General features: G+C 73.2%; 14 protein-coding genes and 1 pseudogene. 12 read left to right on the top strand and 3 right to left on the bottom strand.

The window, feature by feature from the left end:
• Positions 1–60: 60 nt before the first annotated feature.
• From I6A60_RS21555 to I6A60_RS21520, 8 genes and pseudogenes are all read left to right on the top strand, one after another.
• Entirely contained in the window at positions 61–1,053 is a 993-nt protein-coding gene (locus I6A60_RS21555; RefSeq protein ID WP_203015891.1) for an ABC transporter permease, read from the top strand.
• Positions 1,050–2,054 carry an ABC transporter permease gene (locus tag I6A60_RS21550; RefSeq protein ID WP_203015893.1) on the top strand — a complete coding sequence of 335 codons (1,005 nt, stop codon included), beginning with the start codon at positions 1,050–1,052 and terminating at the stop codon, positions 2,052–2,054. The genes I6A60_RS21555 and I6A60_RS21550 overlap by 4 nt, the downstream gene beginning before the upstream one ends.
• Complete coding sequence (locus tag I6A60_RS21545; protein WP_203015895.1) at positions 2,051–3,835, top strand: ABC transporter ATP-binding protein; 1,785 nt, start codon at positions 2,051–2,053, stop codon at positions 3,833–3,835. The genes I6A60_RS21550 and I6A60_RS21545 overlap by 4 nt, the downstream gene beginning before the upstream one ends.
• Complete coding sequence (locus tag I6A60_RS21540) at positions 3,825–5,681, top strand: ABC transporter ATP-binding protein (protein ID WP_203042362.1); 1,857 nt, start codon at positions 3,825–3,827, stop codon at positions 5,679–5,681. Before I6A60_RS21545 ends, I6A60_RS21540 begins: the two co-directional genes overlap by 11 nt.
• Positions 5,659–7,536 carry an ABC transporter ATP-binding protein gene (locus tag I6A60_RS21535; RefSeq protein ID WP_203015899.1) on the top strand — a complete coding sequence of 626 codons (1,878 nt, stop codon included), beginning with the start codon at positions 5,659–5,661 and terminating at the stop codon, positions 7,534–7,536. The genes I6A60_RS21540 and I6A60_RS21535 overlap by 23 nt, the downstream gene beginning before the upstream one ends.
• Positions 7,533–8,276, top strand: a pseudogene (locus tag I6A60_RS21530) (LLM class flavin-dependent oxidoreductase); the annotation flags it as partial. The gene I6A60_RS21535 and the pseudogene I6A60_RS21530, both read left to right, overlap by 4 nt.
• A 91-nt stretch (positions 8,277–8,367) precedes the next feature.
• Positions 8,368–9,972, top strand: a complete 1,605-nt coding sequence (locus tag I6A60_RS21525; protein ID WP_203020305.1) for an FAD-binding oxidoreductase — start codon at positions 8,368–8,370, stop codon at positions 9,970–9,972.
• 378 nt (positions 9,973–10,350) lie between these two features.
• On the top strand, positions 10,351–10,509 hold the full coding sequence (locus I6A60_RS21520; RefSeq protein WP_203042246.1) for a hypothetical protein: 159 nt from the start codon (positions 10,351–10,353) through the stop codon (positions 10,507–10,509).
• A 377-nt stretch (positions 10,510–10,886) separates the two neighbouring features.
• On the opposite strand, the gene I6A60_RS21515 is transcribed toward I6A60_RS21520, so the two are convergent.
• The 3 genes from I6A60_RS21515 to I6A60_RS21505 are packed head-to-tail and all read right to left on the bottom strand — an operon-like array spanning position 10,887 to position 12,929.
• Positions 10,887–11,882 carry a bifunctional lytic transglycosylase/C40 family peptidase gene (locus tag I6A60_RS21515; protein WP_203021191.1) on the bottom strand — a complete coding sequence of 332 codons (996 nt, stop codon included), beginning with the start codon at positions 11,880–11,882 and terminating at the stop codon, positions 10,887–10,889.
• 16 nt (positions 11,883–11,898) lie between these two features.
• Positions 11,899–12,648 carry a hypothetical protein gene (locus I6A60_RS21510; RefSeq protein WP_203021194.1) on the bottom strand — a complete coding sequence of 250 codons (750 nt, stop codon included), beginning with the start codon at positions 12,646–12,648 and terminating at the stop codon, positions 11,899–11,901.
• The gene (locus I6A60_RS21505) at positions 12,645–12,929 is read right to left on the bottom strand and encodes a helix-turn-helix domain-containing protein (RefSeq protein ID WP_013428217.1); all 285 of its coding nucleotides are present in this window, start codon (positions 12,927–12,929) and stop codon (positions 12,645–12,647) included. The genes I6A60_RS21510 and I6A60_RS21505 overlap by 4 nt, the downstream gene beginning before the upstream one ends.
• A 292-nt stretch (positions 12,930–13,221) precedes the next feature.
• Here I6A60_RS21505 and I6A60_RS21500 point away from each other — a divergent pair, with 292 nt between their 5' ends.
• From I6A60_RS21500 to I6A60_RS21485, 4 genes are all read left to right on the top strand, one after another.
• A complete protein-coding gene (locus I6A60_RS21500) occupies positions 13,222–15,288 on the top strand; it encodes a hypothetical protein (protein ID WP_203021196.1) in 2,067 nt (688 codons plus the stop codon).
• A 61-nt stretch (positions 15,289–15,349) separates the two neighbouring features.
• The gene (locus I6A60_RS21495; protein WP_203021198.1) at positions 15,350–15,772 is read left to right on the top strand and encodes a DUF6112 family protein; all 423 of its coding nucleotides are present in this window, start codon (positions 15,350–15,352) and stop codon (positions 15,770–15,772) included.
• A gap of 120 nt (positions 15,773–15,892) precedes the next feature.
• Positions 15,893–16,636 (top strand): hypothetical protein, encoded by a 744-nt coding sequence (locus I6A60_RS21490; protein WP_307873794.1) that lies wholly within the window; start codon positions 15,893–15,895, stop codon positions 16,634–16,636.
• Positions 16,637–16,758: 122 nt separating this feature from the next.
• The gene (locus I6A60_RS21485) at positions 16,759–18,009 is read left to right on the top strand and encodes a hypothetical protein (protein WP_238435929.1); all 1,251 of its coding nucleotides are present in this window, start codon (positions 16,759–16,761) and stop codon (positions 18,007–18,009) included.
• Positions 18,010–18,144: the final 135 nt, after the last annotated feature.

Genomic DNA, 18,144 nt, shown 5'->3' with positions numbered 1-18,144 from the left:
CCGTCCGCCCCGTGGCCCGGGCGGGCGGCGACCCGCCACCTCCGTGAGAAAGCCAGGCCCATGACTCGATACATCGTGGGACGCGTGCTCCAGGCGATCGTCGTGCTCTGGGCCGCGTTCACGCTGACCTTCGCGATCCTCTATCTGCTGCCCAGCGACCCGATGCAGCTGCAGCTCGGCGCCGCCGGCATCGAGGAGGACAGCCTCACCCCGGCCCAGCTGGCCGACGAGAAGCACAAGTTCGGCCTCGACCAGTCGATCTGGGCGCAGTACTGGCACCACCTGTCCGGCGCGGTCCACGGCGACTTCGGCCAGTCGATCGCCCAGGGCATCCCGGTCACGCACATCCTGGGCCAGCGGATCGGCCAGACCCTGCTGCTGTCGGTGGCCGCCGCCGTCGTGTCGCTCCTCGTCGGGGCGGCCCTCGCCTATGTCGCGACGTTCGTGCGGTGGAACCCGCTGCGGGTGTTCCTTACCCGCCTCCCCGCGCTCGGCGCGTCGTTCCCGCAGTTCTTCGTCGCGCTGCTCCTCATCGACTTCTTCTCCTTCCAGCTCGGCTGGTTCCCGGCGACCGGGACGCAGGGGGTCGGCTCCCTGGTGATGCCGGTCGTGACGATCTCGGTCCTCACGTCGTCGGTGCTCGCCCAGGTGCTGATCAAGAGCTTCGAGGAGACGCTGCGCCAGCCGTACATCGTCACCGCTCGCGCGAAGGGGCTGTCCCGCTCGGCCGTCCACCTCAAGCACGCGTTCCGCAACGCGGCGCTGCCGGCGGTCACCATCCTCGGCGTTCTCGTCGGCCTCACCGTCACCAGCTCGATCGTCGTCGAGTCGGTGTTCACCCGAGAGGGCGTCGGCCGGCTCGCCCAGGAGTCGGTGCTGTCGCAGGACGTGCCGGTCGTCCTGGCCGTGGTCACCGTCGCCGCGGCCATGTTCGTCTTCGTCAACCTCGTCGTCGACCTGCTCTACCCGCTGCTCGACCCGCGGATCGCGCGGTCGGGTGGCCGGAAGGTGACGGCGCCGAGCACACCCGTGGTGGAGGTCAGCGGACTATGACCGAGCATGTCCTGCTGGCCCCCGGCCAGCCGGCCCCGAAGGCCCCGGCCGGGGACCCGGCAGCACCGATCGAGGCGCCCGCCGTGACCAAGGCCGAGCACACGGCCGTGACCACGGCTGAGCGCCGGCCCGCGTCGCCGGCCGTGACGACCCGTTCCGACGAGCCGACCGGGCGCTGGGGCGCCGCGCGGGCTCGCCTCGCGCAGCTGGCCCGCAAGCCGGTGTTCCTGGTGGCCGTCCTCTACGTGCTGTTCGTGGTCGCGTCGGCCTTCGCGCCGGGCCTGTTCACCTCGTACGGGCCCTACGACACGCATCCCGAGGCGGTCGTGCAGGCGCCGAGCATCCACCATCTGTTCGGCACCGACACCTACGGCCGCGATCTGTTCAGCCGGGTGCTGCACGGCTCCGCGCTCACCATCAAGGCCACGCTGATCGCCCTGGGCATCGCAGTCGTCGCCGGCCTCGCGCTCGGCGTCGTCTCGGGCTTCGTCGGCGGCCTCGTCGACGCGGTGCTCATGCGGCTCGTCGACGTGCTGCTCGCGATCCCCAGCCTGCTGCTCGCGCTGTCGATCGTCACGGCGCTCGGCTACGGCACCGTGCCGGTCGCGGTCGCCGTCGGCGTCAGCATAATCCCCGGGTTCGCCAGGACCACCCGGGCCGAGGTGCTGCGGGTCAAGACGCTGCCCTACGTGGAGGCGGCCCGCGCCGGCGGCGCCTCCTGGGGCCGGGTGCTGCTGCGGCACATCCTGCCGAACTCGTGGGGCCCGGTCGCCGTGCTCACCGTCCTCGACGGCGGCATCGCGATCATCGCGATCGCCTCGCTGAGCTTCCTCGGGTTCGGCGCCAAGCCGCCGGCCGCCGAGTGGGGAACCCTGATCGCGACCGGCCGCAACTACCTGCTGACCGCCTCGTGGATCAGCCTGCTGCCCGGCCTGTTCGTGGCGCTGCTGGTGCTGTCCCTCAACCACATCTCCAAGACCATGCAGGAGCTGGAACGGTGACGGCGACCCTTCCCGAGACCGCGGGCCCCGAGACCGCGGGCCCCGAGGCCACACCGTCCAAGGCCGCGCCGGCGGCCGACCCGTCGGGCCGCCCGCTGGTCGAGATCCGTGGCCTCGACGTCGGCTACGTCCGCCGTCGCGAGGTCCGCCCGGCCGTCGTCGGGCTGGACCTGACGGTCCGGTCCGGCGAGGTCGTCGCCGTCGTCGGTGAGTCCGGCTCAGGCAAGACCACCACCGCCAACGCCGTCATCGGCCTGTTGCCGGCCAACGGACGGATCACAGCGGGCTCGGCCGTCATCGACGGCGTCGAGACCGCCGGAGCCTCCGAGGGCACCCTGCGGACGCTGCGGGGTTCCGTCGTCGGGCTCGTCCCGCAGGACCCGATGGTCGGCCTCAACCCGACCCGGCGGATCGGCGCGCAGATCGCCGAGGCGGTCCGGCTGCGCGGGATCCGCGGCCCACAGGTGGACGCCGAGGTGCTGGAGTTCCTCGACCAGGCAGGTGTCCCGGACCCCGCTTCGCGGGCCAGGCAGTACCCGCACGAGCTGTCCGGCGGACTGCGCCAGCGGGTGCTGATCGCGATCGCGCTGGCCGGCCGGCCCAAGCTGATCATCGCGGACGAGCCGACCAGCGCCCTCGACGTCACCGTCGAGCGGAAGATCCTCGACCACCTGACCGGTCTCGTCCGGGAACAGGGCATCGCCCTGCTGCTCATCACCCACGACCTGGCCGTCGCCGCGGACCGGGCCGACCGGGTGATCGTCATGCGGGACGGCCGGATCGTCGAGCAGGGCGAGCCGCGGACCATCCTCGTCACCCCGCGCGAGGAGTACACCCGCGCGCTCATCGCCGCCGCGCCAGGGCTCGCGCACGGCGGGCGGGTCGTGCCGCGCTTCGACGTGCGCGGTCAGCCGGCCCCGGAGCCCATCCTGGTCCTGACTGAGGTCAGCAAGACGTTCCCGGCCCGGGAGACCCGGCGCGGCCAGCGCGGCTTCAACGCGCTGGACGGCGTGTCGATCCAGGTGCCGCGCGGTCAGACCCACGCGCTGGTCGGCGAGTCCGGCTGCGGGAAGACCACGACGCTGCGGATCGCGCTCGGTCTCGAGGCGCCGACCAGCGGCTCGATCGTGCTGGACGGCGCCGAGCTCGGCGGCCTGTCATGGGGAAAGCAGCGTCCGCTGCGGCGCAAGGCCCAGCTCGTGCACCAGAACCCGTTCGCCGCGCTCGACCCGAAGTTCACGATCCGCCAGTCGATCACCGAGCCGCTGGTGGCGATGAGGATCGGCGACCGGCGCAGCAGGGACGCGCGGGCCAGGGAGCTGCTGGACCAGGTGGCGCTGCCGGCGGCGTACCTCGACCGGCTGCCCACCGAGCTGTCCGGCGGCCAGCGCCAGCGGGTCGCGATCGCCCGGGCGCTCGCGCCGAGCCCCGACCTGCTCATGCTCGACGAGCCGGTCAGCGCGCTCGACGTCTCCGTGCAGGGGCAGATCCTGCGGCTGCTCACCGAGCTGCAGGCCGAGCTCGGCCTGTCCTACCTGTTCGTCTCCCACGACCTGGCCGTCGTCGCGGAGATCTCCCACACGGTGTCGGTGATGAGCGGCGGCCGGGTCGTGGAGGAGGGCCCCGTCGCAGAGGTGTTCACCAACCCGCGCAGCCCGCACACCCGTGAGCTCATCGACGCCATCCCCGGCCAGCGCACGGCAACCCTGGCCCGGAAGACCCTGGCCCCGAAGGAGACAGCGCCGGGCGCTGAACCGGTGCCGGCGACCGATGGCTCCTGACGGCCGGGCGCTGCCACCGGAGCCAGGCTCCGGCGGCCGGCGCCCGTCCGCGCTGGCCGCGCAGTTCGCCGGCGCTCGGGCCAACCCGGGGCCCGCGTGGGTCGCGACCGTCAGCGGCCTGCTCAACGGGGCCACCATGGTCGTCGGCGCGAGCGCCGTCGGCTGGTCGACCGACCACCTCGTCGTCCCGGCGCTCACCGGCGGGCGGGTGCCGGCGAGCGCCTGGTGGGACAGCGCGCTGTTCATCGCCGGCGTCTCGGCCGTCCGGTGGAGCACGATCTTCGTGCGTGGCGTCGCGACCGGCCGGGTGCAGCACCGGGCGGCGGCCCACACCCGCCGCGCCGTGGTCCGGCGCTACCTGGAGCTGGACCTCGGCTGGCACCGGCGCCATCCGCCCGGCCAGCTGCTAGCGCACGCCGTCTCCGACGTCGACGCGCTGTGGTCGCCGATGCAGTTCGCGTACTTCGCGGTCGGCATGGTCTTCATGCTGCTGCTGGCGCTGGCCGAGCTGTTCTGGCGCGACCTCACGCTCGGCCTCGTCGGGCTCGCGCTCGTCGCCGGGGTGCTCGGCCTCAACCTGCTCTACCAGCGGCTGCTCGCGCCCCGGGCCCGCGAGGCGCAGGCCGCCCGCGGCATGGTCGGCTCGGTGGCGCTGGAGTCCATCGAGGGCGGCCCGGTGGTCCGCAGCCTCGGGCTCGCCGGCATCGAGGACGACCGGTTCGCTCCCGGCGTCGAGGCGCTGCGCCTGGCAGACGCCCGGATGGCGAAGGTCAGCTCGGCGTTCGACCCGATGCTGGAGCTGCTGCCGAGCGTCGCGGTGCTGGCGGTGCTCGCCGTCGGCGCCCCCCGGGTGGCGCGCGGCGACCTCACCGTCGGCGACCTGGTCGGCGTCGTGTACCTGCTGCTGACGATCTCGATCCCGCTCAACGTGATCAGCCGCTTCCTGTCGATGCTGCCGATGTCCAGCGCGGGCCGGGAGCGGGTCGACGGCGTGCTGGGCGACCCGGACGTCGTCCGGTTCGGCGAGCGGCGGCTGACCCGGCGCCGGGGGCTGCGGGTTGAGCTGCGCGGCGTCGGCGTCGTCCGGGACGGCCACCGGCTGCTCGATGGCGTCGACCTGACCCTGGAGCCGGGCACCATCACCGCCGTCGTCGGTTCCGTCGGCGCGGGCAAGACCACCCTGCTCGACGTCGCCGGCGGGCAGAGCCACCCGTCGGTCGGCATGGCGCTGTTCGACGGCCTCGACGTGCGCGAGCTGGCGGAGGGCGCGGTCGCGGCCAGCGTCGCCGTCGTCTCGCAGAGCCCGTTCCTGTTCGCCGAGTCGATCCGCGAGAACCTCGCGCTGTCCGGCCACCCCAGGGAGAACCGCGAGTACGACGAGGACGAGCTGTGGCGCGCCCTGCGGACCGCCGCTGCCGACGAGATCATCCGCGGGCTGCCCGACGGGCTGGACACCGTGGTGGGCGAGCGCGGCGCGACGCTGTCGGGCGGCCAGCGCCAGCGGGTCTGCGTGGCCCGGGCCCTGGTCCGCCAGCCCAGGCTGCTCGTCCTCGACGACGCCACCTCGGCGCTGGACCCACGGGTCGAGCGCCAGGTCCTCGCGGGCCTGGCCGAGCTGGTCTCGGCCGGCGGCCCGACGGTGCTGATCGTCGCCAACCGGCCGGCCACCGTGGCGCTCGCCGACCGGGTGGTCTTCCTGCGGGCTGGGCGGATTGCGGCCACCGGCACGCATGAGCGGCTGCTGGCGATCGAGGAGTACCGCCGCATCGTGACCGCCTACGACCATGCCTCAGCTATCGAGGACGCGGGGGAGGTGGCCGACGATGAGCTCTGGCGCGTCTCCTGAGCCGCCGCCAGCCGTCTCGGCGGCGCCCGGCCCGGCACTGGACCGGTACGGGCTCGCGGACCTGTCGGGTGTGGGGCCGGCGCGGCTCGTCGCCGTCGCGCTGGGTGCCTCGCCGGTGCTGCGGGAGGGACTGGCCCTTACCGGCCTGCTCGCGCTGCTCGCGGGCGCCGGCCGGATCGTCGCGCCTCTCACCGTGCAGCACGTGCTGGACGCGGGTCTGCGGCCGGGCTCGGTCACCCCGGCGGTCCTCGTCGGGTCGGGTGCGCTGCTCGTGGCCGGAGTGTCGTCCGTGCTGCTGAACCGGCGGCTGCAGTTCCAGGTCGAGCGGGCGCTCGCCGGGCTGCGCCGGGCCGGGCTGCGCCGCGTCCACGACATGGCCGCGACGACCGCCGACCGGGTGCCCAGCGCCGACCTGGTGACCCGGCTGACCAGCGACCTCGACCAGGTCACGACCTTCCTGCAGGGCGGCGGCATCCAGTTCGTCACCAACGCCGCCCAGCTGGTGATCGCGATGGTGATCATGCTGATCTACAGCTGGGTGCTGTCCCTGCCGGTGCTGCTGCTGGCCGTGGCGCTGGTCGTGACGATGGTGACGGTGCAGCGGGTGATCGCCCGCCGGTTCGACCAGGCGCGGCGCGACCTGTCCCGGATGCAGAGCGCCGTCGCCGAGTCGGTGACCGGAGCGCCGGTGATCCGCTCGACCGGCACCGGGCGCCGTACCAGGGCCAAGCTGGACGAGGCCGTCGACCGGGCCCGCGACAGCCTGGTGCGCACCCTCTGGCCGCTGCACGGGAACACCGCGTTCGGGGAGCTCGCGATCTCCACGATGACCATCGCGGTCATCCTCGGCGGGGTCTGGTGGGCGCGGGTCGGCGGCCCGGGCCAGCCCCGGCTGACGGCCGGCGACCTGGTCGCGATGGTGTTCCTGGTGACGTTCTTCGTCCGGCCGCTGCAGTTCCTCGTGCAGAGCCTCGGCGAGGCGCAGAACGCGCTCACCGGCTGGCGGCGCGCGCTGGAGCTGGTCACCACCCCGAGCGTCGCGGTGCGCCACGGCGCGGGCCTGCCGGCCGGCCCGGTCGGCGTCGCGCTGGACCAGGTGTCGGCGCGGTACGGCGACGGGCCACTGGTGCTGCGCGAGCTGACCGTCCGGATCGCCCCCGGCGAGCATGTCGCCGTCGTCGGGCGCACCGGCTCGGGCAAGTCGACGTTCGCGAAGCTGCTCACCCGCCGGGTCGAGCCGGCGACGGGGACGGTGGTCCTGTCCGGCGTTCCGCTCGGGCGGATCGACGATGCCGCGCTGCCCGGCCGGGTGGTCATCGTCCCGCAGGACCCGTTCCTGTTCGACGGGACGCTCGGGGCGAACATCGCGCTCGGCTCGCCGGAGGCCGCGGAGGCCGCGGTGCTGGCCGCGCTCGGCGAGCTTGGGCTCACCGCCTGGTTCGCGACGCTGCCCGACGGCCTCGCGACACCGGTCGGGGCGCGGGGCGACCGGCTGTCCGTCGGCGAACGCCAGCTCGTGGCGCTGGCGAGGACCGCGCTCGCCGACCCCGATCTCGTCGTCCTCGACGAGGCGACCTCGGGCGTCGACCCGGCGACCGACGTCGCCGTGCAGGCCGCGCTCGCCGCGCTGACCCGCGGCCGTACCACCGTCTCGATCGCCCACCGCATGATCACCGCGGCGAGCGCCGACCGGGTGCTCGTCTTCGCGGACGGCCGGATCGTCCAGTCCGGCGCGCACCGCGAGCTGCTCGCCCAGGAGGGGCCCTACCTGGGCCTCGTCGCCGCGTGGAACCGGCCGGCGGCCGGCCTGCCGGTGGCCGGCCTTGATGACCCCGACCGGAGGAACGTCAGATGACCACGCTCGCCAGTGTCGAGCCCACCGAGGCCGCGGCCCCGCGACGGAAGAAGCGGCTCGGGTTCAACACCCGGGTCTCGTTCCCGACGGGCGAGGCGGCCCGCGGCCTGCGCGAGGGCATCGAGCTGTTCCAGGCCGCCGAGGCGCTCGGCTACCAGTCGGGCTGGGCCTACCAGCGGCACTTCGACAACTACCTGTCCTCGCCGCTGCCGTTCTTCGCCGCCGCCGGCCAGCACACGACCACCATCACCCTCGGCAGCGCCGTCATCCCGATGCGCTACCAGGACCCGATCCTGCTGGCCGAGGCGGCCGGCACCGCCGACCTGCTGACCGGCGGCCGGCTGCAGCTGGCGTTCTCCAGCGGCACCGACCTCTGGGACGGCGTCTTCGGCGGTGTCGCCACGGATGCCCGCACCGAGGGCCAGCGGCGGCTGGCCCGGTTCCTCGCCGGCGTCGGGGGCGAGACCATCCACACCGTCACCGAGCAGAGGGGCCCCGCCGGCCCGCCTGCCGGCACCGAGCTGACGGTGACTCCGCACAGCCCGGGCCTGCGTGGCCGGATCTGGTACGGCTCGGGCCACATCGCCTCCGCGGTCCAGGCCGCCCGCCAGGGGCTTCGCCTGATCACCGGCACGATCCTGCACGAGGTGACCGACGAGTCGTTCCCCGAATACCAGGCGCGGCTGATCGGCGAGTACCGGGGGGGCGGGGCGGCCGCCCCCCGCCCCCCCCCCCCCCCCGGGGGGGGGGCCCCGCGGGGCCCCCCCCGGGCGCACGGACCGTCACTCCGAACGGTCCTGACCTGGGACTTCACCCGCGTAGGGTCCGGACATGGGCGTCGTGACGGACCGTCGGACAGTGTTACGGGCCGGGCTGGCCATGCTGGGCGGCGCGGCCGGCACCGTCGCGGCCGGCTGCTCCCCGGGCCGGTCCCACGGGCCGACCGGCCCGGCGGCCTCGGGCTCGACCGCCACCGTCGGCGGGACCCCGACGCTCGGCCCGGCGCAAAGCTGGGACGCGTTCGCCGGGCGGCTCGCCGGCCAGCTGGTCCGTCCCACGGATTCCGACTACGACCGGGCCAGGGCCCTGTTCGACCCGGCCTTCGACACCGTCCGCCCGCAGGGCATCGCGTACGCGGCCAACCCCGCGGATGTGGCCGAGGCGGTCCGGTTCGCGCAGGCGACCGGGGTAGGGCTGGCCGCCCGCTGCGGTGGCCACAGCTACGCCGGCTACTCGACGTCCGACGGGCTGGTCATCGACGTCACCCGGATGAACCAGGTGAGCGTCGCCGGCAACGGCATCGCGACGGTCGGCGGCGGCACTCGCCTGATCAAGCTCTACACCGATCTCGCCGGCGCTGGCCGGTCGATGGGGGGAGGTTCCTGCCCCACGGTCGGTATCGCGGGGCTGACGCTCGGCGGTGGGATCGGGGTGCTCGGCCGGCTTTACGGCCTGACCTGCGACCAGCTGACTGGCGCCGACGTCGTGCTCGCCTCCGGTGAGCGGCTCAACGTCGACGAGAACCATGACGCCGACCTGTTCTGGGCGCTGCGCGGTGGTGGCGGCGGCAACGTCGGGATCGTCACGGCGTTCCGGTTCGCGACCCGCCCCACCCGGTCACTCACGCTGTTCTCGGTGCGGTGGCCCTGGTCGGCCGCGGCCGACGTGATCACCACCTGGCAGCAGTGGATCACCGGCAAGCTGGGGGTCATGCCGGACACGCTCTGGTCGACGGTCGTCGCCGGATCGGTACCCGGCGGCTCGGCGCCGACCTTGCGGATCAGCGGGGTGTTCGCCGGCGACCGGGCCGGCCTCAACGGCCCCCTGGCCGACCTGCGCGCGGCACTGCGCTCGGTCACGCCGGTCAGCGCCTCGATCGTCGACCACGACTACCTGACCGCGATGCGGCTCGAAGGCGGCTGCTCGGCGAGCGGCGACATCTGCGGCAGCACCGCGGGCATCAGCGCCGGCGCCCGCCGGCCCGGCCAGAAGGCGGCGTCGGCGATCCTGCTCACCCCGATCGCCCCAGCCGGCGTCGACGTCCTCGCCCGCCAGGTCGAAGAGCGCCAACGCGACCCGCTGGCCAAGGCGAGTGGCGGGATCATCCTGGACTCCTGGGGCGGCGCGATCAGCAGGGTCAGCCCGTCGGATACCGCGTTCGTGCACCGGAACGCGATCGCCAGCGTCCAGTACTTCGCCAGCTACCCGGCGGGCGCGCCGGCCGAGAACGTCCAGGCGGCCCACGGCTGGGTGCGCGACACCGCGGCCGCCGCCGCGCCCTACGTCTCGGACCAGGCCTACCAGAACTACATCGACCCAGATCTGGCCAACTGGGCCCAGGCCTACTACGGAGCGAACCTTCCGCGGTTGACGGCCGTCAAGCGCCACTACGACCCGGACAACCTGTTCCGTTTCGCGCAGAGCATCCCCAGCTGACCTCACGGTGGGCGGGAAGCGCCTCGAGCAGGGAGTCGACGTCAACCGGCTCGAGGCGCCTGCCGCCAGTACAACGCGGAACGGCCTCAGATCGCCACCGTCAGCACCCGGTCGGTCCGTGCCTGCGGGTTGTCCCGATCGCCCCTGCCCGCGACACGCCGACGCGACTCCCACCATATGCGTTCAGTCGATCACGCTACGCGGCGAGTCGGCTTGCGATATGCACTGAGCGTAAGTACAAACTCGATTCTGGTGATGCAGCACGGCCGGTCGAGGTGGCGGCCCGAACCGTCCGAACCGCTCGGCTTCGGGGGGCGTCGCCGGCTCCTCGTCGTCAGCCGACCGGTCGTCGGTCGCCAGGTCATTGAGAGGTCGGGCGTGAAGAAGATTCTGTGGCCATGGGGTTTCTGGATCTTCGTGACCTTCTATGTGGTGACCGCGCCCAACGACGCGGCCAACTTCGTCCACACCGCGTTCGGCTGGCTCGGCAGCATGGCCGACGGTTTCTCCAGCTTCGTCAGCGACGCAACGGCTTGACGGCCGGAACGGGCGCGGAGCGCCCGGCCGGCCGTCAAGCCAGGGCCGGGGCGGGGCGCCCGCGCGGACGGGGATCTGGGGTGGTGTGGGTGGCCGCGGTGGGCGCCGGGGCAGGGGGGCGCGGGGCGGGGGCGCCGCGCCCGGGGGCGTGCTAGCCAGCTCGGGCGCTGAGCGCCCTCGCTAACGTGAATCTGGGTTGGTGAGGATGACCGAGGTGGACGCCTGTCCAGGGTCGGGATCTTGGTCAAGTTCCGCTTAGTCGGGATCTTGGCTTGGTTTCGCTTGAGCAGGTGACGGCTCGTGGCGGCTCGCTCGGTCCCGCTGGGCGAGGTCTGACCGAGTTTCGGATGGTCAAGGTTCGGACCGGTCCGGCCGGGCTAGGTCTTGGCGGCTAGGGGTCTGGTTACGGCTACGACGGTGGTCCAGGCTGAGATGTCGGAGACGACTACGCCCCAGCGGGCGCCCTTCGCGTCGATCACCTGGCCGTCGCCGACGTACATGCCCACGTGGCCCGGAGCGGCGACCGTGCCGTCGCTGCCCGGGGTGAACAGCAGGTCCCCAGGCTGGATGTCGGCGCCGGAGACCTGCGGGCCGGCCGCCAGCTGCTCGGTCGTGACCCGAGGCAGCTGCACGCCGATCGCCCGATAGGCCGCCTGCACCAGCGACGAGCAGTCCCACGTGTCCGGGCCGACCGCACCCCAGACGTACGCCTTGCCGACCTGGGAGCGCATGAACGCGACCACCGGTCCGACCGCCTCGGCCGACACGACCGCCCCCGCGGCGAGGTCGTCGCCGTACTCGCGCGCCTTCGCCAGGATCGTGCGGACGTAGTTGCGGGTCTCCGGGAACGGCGGGAGGCCGGAGAACGCCAGCACCGCGCCCGGGCCCGCGTTGTAGGCGGCCAGCATCTTCTCCTGGCCGGAGCCGGGCACCGCCGCCACCGAGGCCGCGACCGCGCAGTCGTACCGCGCCGCGGCCGGGATCGCGTCGGCCGGGTTCCACACGTCACCGCCCCCGCCGTGCGTGGCCCAGGTGGCCGGCATGAACTGGGCGATACCCATGGCCCCGACCGGTGACGAGGCCCGCGGGTTGAAGCCGGACTCCTGGTAGAGCTGGGCGGCCAGCAGCGCCGGGGTCACCTCGGGGCAGCCCGCGTTGTTCGCCGCCGAGACGATGAGGTCCAGGTACTCGGCCGGGATGCCCTTGGAGTTGACGATCGTGTGCGGCCCGTTGTTGTCGCTACTACCCAGGAACGGCCCGGCGATCAGCAGCACGACGAGGCAGATGAAAAGGATCATCCCGCCGAACGCCACGACGGTCCCGCCGCCGAGCCACATCATCCAGCGGCGCCCGCCCAGCCGCCCCCGTGCCACGTTCCGTTCGCCTCCTCTAGCGCCCGGGCGCGTCGCCGGCGCTGGCGGACAGGTCGGCGCCGGCGATCCGCCAGCGGCTCGTGGTGTCGCGCAACAGCGTCACCGTCGGAGTAGAGACGGTTTGGGTCGCCGTGGCGTTGTCGGTCACGTACGCGCTGCGGGCGTTGAGCAGGTACACGACCCGGCCGGTCGCGGCGGTGTCGCCGAGCGGGGTCGCGGCGAGCACCGTCACCGTCGAGCGGGCGCCGTGGGCGCGTAGGTCATCCCAGGCCGGACCGGCACCCGCGTCCGGGGTCGGGGCGCCGGTTCCAGTGCCGCTGGTCAGCTGGCCGAGGAAGTCGGGGGTGAAGCACTGGTCGGCCGCGGCACGCTGGACACCGGCGCCGAGGCTGACGTCGGTGCGCGCGTCGAAGGACTGCCAGCGGGCGAAGCAGTAGGTGGCGACGGCGGCCGGGTCGGAGCCGTCCGGCGGCGTGGACGCGTCCGGCGCGGCCGAAGCGGTGGACAGCGGCGGGCCGGGAGCCTGACTCGCGCCGGGCGGCGGCCCCGTCGTGGCCGGAGACGCCGAGGGCGTCGGCTTCGACGTCGAGTTGCCCGGCAACGAGCAGCCGGCCCCCATTATCGCCACGGCGGCGGCCGCGACCAGGATCTTCGGGACCGGCCCGGTTCCCCGGCTCCACAGGCTTGCCACGCGACCGGCCCAGATGGCGCCGGGCGCCGCTTCCGTCGGCAGCGGCGCGCTGACCCGAGCCAGGCCCGGGGTCACTCGCGGCCGTCCAGCCAGTCCCGGACCCGGCCGCGGCGGACCCGCCACTGATGCCCGACCTTGCGGGCCGGAATGGCGCGCTCGGACAGGAGCCGCAGCACGGTGCTCTCGGACAGCCGCAGCCAGACGACCAGCTCGTCGACGGTCAGGACGTCGTCATCGTCCTGACGCTGGGGCGGCTCATGACGACCGGACGGGTCGAGCCGCCGTTTGGGCTCCAGGCGGTGGGGAGGCGGGACGGCCGATACGCCCTCGTGCGCCGTCGGGACACCCTCCTGCATAGCGGCTGCCCCTTTCGCGCGGGTCAGTCGGTCGCGGATTCCGCTTGCATGGTCGCGCGTCCCCTCATGAGCCCGGCAACGCCCCCGGCATCAGGGCGGCAACAACGTGGTCGACGCCCATTGATGGTGACGGACGGTGTACCACCCCAGGTAACCATGGTTAGGCTCTGTGGGAGCTTGTCATACTTCTACGTCCCGGGTTATCCGAATCTGGTGGCGGCCCGCCGCAAGTGACGGTAAGTAATCCCAACTGGGGCCAACCGGCCTGAACCAGCCAGGAGGGCGACGGCACGTGAGCAATGTGCCACCGACACCGTACGGCGACGAGGGCGACGCGCGGCCGGTATCCCTTATCGGCGCGCAGTTCTCCACGACTGGGCCGCCGGCCGACGAGGACGACGCTGACCCGCGCCTCGACCGGGACGACGACTCACGTGCCAGCCGCGGCCGGCGCCACCGGCGTCGGCGCGCCGAGGATGCGGCCGCCCCGGAGGGCGACGAGGCATTTCACCTCGACGACCGGCCGACCGTCCCGCTGCCGCCGGCCCGCGACCCAAGGCCTCACGTCGTCGCCGGTCGGCCCACGGACACTGTCAGCGACCGTGCTTCCCGCCGCCCGGACCGGCCGACGGACGAGCGAGGGCCAGCCGGCCCAGACGCACCGGCCGGGCCCAACCCGTCGCTTCGGGTCGAGGGGCCGACCCAGCCCCTCCCGCCCGCCAGCCACCCCGCGTCGCCTCACTCTGCGTCGCCACCGCCGGCCCAGCCGCCCGGGCCCGCCCGGCCGGCCCCCCCTCGCCCGGCGCCCGGCCCGTCCCCAGCCCGCCAGCCCCGGACCGGCTGGCTGCCGGCTACGCCGCACGCCGCCGCGCCGGGCGACCCAGCCGATCTGGACGACGAGCCCGCCACGCCGCCGATCGGCCGACGGGTGCCTCCCCGGCCTCCGGCCACGCCGCCGCCGGTGCTGGCGCCGCCCAGCCGGTTCGGCGATCGGGCCGCGCCCGGCACCGCTGCGCCGGCCCACACGCCGCAGGTACCCGAGCCGCCGAAGCCGGCGGCGCGCAGCCAGCCCGGCCGTCCGGCCGAGCCACCGCCCGCTCCCGGCCCGTGGACCATCCCGCCGCCGGCTCGGGCGCGCCCGGCCGCGACGGCTGCACCGGCCGAGCCATCACTTCCCACCGAGCCACCTGGGAACGCTGAGCCAGGCGCACTCGGTCAGGCCGACGCCTGGGAAACGGGTCCGGCGCCCTCGACGGAGCCGGCGCGCCCGGACGAGCCGGCGCGGCCGACACCGCCGACCGGCGCGGCCGTCGCCTCCCGACGGTTCGCCCTGCCCGCGGTCACCGACGACGAGTGGGGCTGGGACGACGAGGACGGCCTCGCGGACTGGGACGAGATCCCACTGCGGGAGTCGCTGCCCGACCGGGCCGCGGTCGACCTCCCCGGCTCGTGGCGGATCGGGATCACCTCCGCCTTCCCGTACTCGGGGACGACGACCCTCGTCGGGATCCTCGGGCTCGTGCTGGCCGGCGCCCGCGGCGAGTCGGTGCTCGCGATCGACCTGTGCCCAGCCGTCTGGCCCGATGAGGAGCCGGAGGAACCCCGCGGAGATCCGCTGTGCCCGCGGGTCGGACTGGCCGGCGACGTCACGGTCGCCGACGTCGCCCGCAGACGCGACAGCGCGGCCGCCGGGCTGCGCGCGCTGCTGCACGCCTCCGGCGACACCACCCCGGCGCTGGAGGTGGTGCCGTTGAGCCGGAGCCAGGCGCCCGCCGCCGACGGCGGGGCCGCGATGGTCCCGGCGGATGACACCGTGACGCCCGGGATGCTGCGCACGGCGCTTGGTCAGCTGACCCGCGCCTACCCATTGGTGTTGGTCGACGCTCCGGTCGCCGCGCCACTGTCGCCGACGGCGATGCGGGCGGCCGACCTCATCGTGGTCGTGAGCCTCGCCGCGCCGGCCGACCTGGACCGCACCGCCGCCGCGCTGCGCGACCCGGCCGCCCCGCTGCTCCCCGTCGACAAGGACGGCCGGCGGCCTCCGGTGATCGTCGCGGTCGTCTCACCGCGACGGGGCCGCTGGTCACCGCGTACTCGAGCGGCCGCCGGCAGGCTGGCCAGGCACGTGGACACCATCGTTCGGATTCCGTACGAAAGCCGACTGGACCCGAGCAAGCGTGCGCCAATACGCATCCCAAGACTGCGCGGGAGTACCCGCCGGTCGTATCTGCGGCTCGGCGTGGCGGTGGTCGAGTCGTTGCTTCGGCTCGCCGCCGAAGAAACGGTCAAGACACACGCAACGGCAGCCGACTCGGCTCGGGGGAGCACTCCGGAAACGCTCCGGACGCCCGTCGTATGATTTGCCAGACCTGCGGTCCCCGGGCCGTAGTAGGGCGAAGTGCCCGCGGGAAGGGACAACGATGATCGTCGACGCCGCGGCCGCGCGGGCGACAGGACTGCTGCTCGCGTCGGTTCAGGTCAAGCCAGATGAGACGAAGGCACCAGGAATCAATGCGCTGAAGGACCTGGTCAACGGCCTGGCGGCCTATGCCATCATCGCCGCGGTGGCGGCCGTACTGCTCGGCGGCATCGCCTGGGCGCTCGGCGAACGGATGGGGCTCGACCGAGCCTCGTCCATGGGCAAGAGCGGGGTGCTCGCCGGGTTCGGCCTGGCATTCCTGGTCGGCGCGGCCGCCGCGTTCGTCAACTTCTTCCTCGCGACCGGCAGCACCGCCTCCTCGGGGACCAAGGCTGACAGCACCAGCGGCATGCGCCCGCCGGCCATCGTCCGAACCGTGGACGATCCCGCCGTGGTCCATGACGAACCTTCCGCATCCTCCTGAGATGTTCTCCGGGTACCGGCGGGCCGGTATTGGGATGATGTCCCTGCCGTCAGGGAGGGGGAGTGCGTGTCGGACAGCCTCACAAGGTGGGCGACCAAGCGCCTTGCTCTGATAATCGCGGTGGCGATCACCGCGACAGCCGGTGTGTCGGGGACGCTGGGCGTCTTCATCGGACGCGAGGCCCTCGGCCACTCGTCCGGCAGTCAGAACCGGGAGAGCAGCGCCCTGCCAACTGCCACCTCCCAGCCGACGCCACCGGCGACCGCCGTGACCGTGGTACCCTCGGCGACTTCTGACGGCGCCGACAATACCGCCGAACCCGCCGGCGCCCTGCCAGGCGCGCCGAGCCACGTCAACGAGTTCGGCATCCCCGTCGGCTACCCCCACACCGAGCCCGGCGCCATCAGCGCCTGCGGCAACTACGTCTCGGCCTACATGACGACAGGAAATCGCGAGCCTACCCGAATACGCAAAATTCTTAATTCAATTTCCACTACGGGCGTCGCCGACAGACTCGCAAAAGCAATCACCGATACAGACACGCAGACAGCCAAGAATTTTAGCGTCCCTTCAATTAATTCGCCACAAGCCGCATTCAACCTCCGAGTAGTCGGCTATCACACCCAGACCTTCACCACTACAAAGGCTTCCGTTAAAATCTGGGCAAACTCGAGCGTTGGCGTTTATGACAGTACGACCGGCCTCAACCCGGTCGAAAGCTGGGGCACCGACATATGCACAGTCGCCTGGAGCGGGGGCGATTGGAAGCTCGTTGATGCTGGAAACGGACCAGATGGCCCAGCACCAACCGATCGAGCTTCCGAACAGTTTCAGCGCTTCGTCTTGCAAGGAGCACCTGCGTGACGTCGTCCGATACACTCGCCATTGGCATTGACCCGCTAAGCGGCCTCAAGGACGCCGTTACCGGCACAGTCTCCGGCGCTGCGGATTCTTTTCTTAGTTCTATTGGGACTGCGTTCTGTAACATGGCGGCGGATCTTTCGTCGTCGGTGTTCAGCTTCGCGGCGCAGAAGACGGCCGTTGACCTGCGGGCCGACTACGTGGTGAAGAACTACAACATCGTGTTCGGCGTCTCGGTGCTGGTCGTCACGGGGCTGTTCCTGTGCGCCTGCATCATGGGCGCGGTGCGCGGCGACCCACACATCTTCGCCAGGGCGGCCGCGGCCACCGGAACTGCGATTCTGGGCTCGTTCGTCGCGCTGACCCTGCTGCAGATGGTGCTTACCGCGTCCGACGGCCTGGCAGACGCGTTCGGGGACGGGCAACCGCTCGGCGCGAGCCTGGTTGGACAGCTGAGGTCCCTGCCAGAACAGGGAAACTTCGCGCTGGACATGGTGCTGTCGCTGCTGGTCGCGTTGTTCTCATTCGCCCTGTTCGTCGTGCTTTACATCCGTAAGGTCGCGATCATCGCCATGGCGGTGTTCATCCCGCTCTACCTTGCGGGTCAGCCGTCCATGTCGACCAGCGCCTGGATGAAGCGCGCCACCGAGTTCCTGATCGCGCTGATCTTCGCCAAGCCGGTGATCTATGCGATCTTCACACTGGGCGCGGGAATGGCCAGCGACAGCACCGGCTCGGCGGCCGACCAGACCCTGACGATTCTCGGCGGCGTGGTCGTGATGATCGCCGCCGTCTTCTCGCCGTTCCTTCTGGTGCAGTTGTTCGGCTTCGCCGACGTGCACCTGATGCGCTCGGTCGGCAGTGCGGGCCGGCGCGGCGCCGCCTCGTTCGGCCAGGGGGCCGGCGCCCTGCTCGGCTCCACCTCCCGGGACACGTTCCGCGGCATCGGCGCCCGCCTGCAGACCCGCAACCGCGGCGTCCTCGGGGACGCCATGCCGGCCGGCGTGTCGGCCGGCGGCGGCTCGGCCCGGCCGGCGATCCGCGCCGGGCGGCCCGGAGCCGTTCGGACCGGCGGCAGCGTGCGCCCGGGGGTCGGCGGCCGGCCGCGCGTCGGTCGTCCCGCCATCGCGGCCAGCGCGGGGGGTGGTTCGGTCGGCGCGGGCACCAGCGCCGTGCGCGGCCGCACCGCGCTTCCCGCGCGGGCTCCTGCGGCGCGGGTGTCGGCGCGCGTCAATGCGCCGCGCGCAACTACCCAGGCCGCTGTCACGTCCCACAGTGCGGCACCCGCGGCCCGTGCGACCCCGGCCGCCCGCCCGCCGGTGGCACCGCCGACCCGGCCACGGGTACCCGGCGGAACCAGCCATGGCGGCGGCTGACCGTCACGCGCCCGCCGGGCACCGGCCGACGAGCGCGACAGTGCGCGTCCGGCCGGCCAGCCCCGCGGCCGCGGGGGCGGGCCCGCGCCGCCCGGCCCCCCGGTGCGCGCCCCCCGCGGTGGGGGGCCGGCGGTG

Source organism: Frankia sp. AgB1.9 (assembly GCF_016786355.1).
GTDB lineage: Bacteria > Actinomycetota > Actinomycetes > Frankiales > Frankiaceae > Pseudofrankia.
The sequence above is the reverse complement of the archived record's forward strand: the minus strand, read 5'-3'. Positions and strand labels throughout refer to the sequence as shown.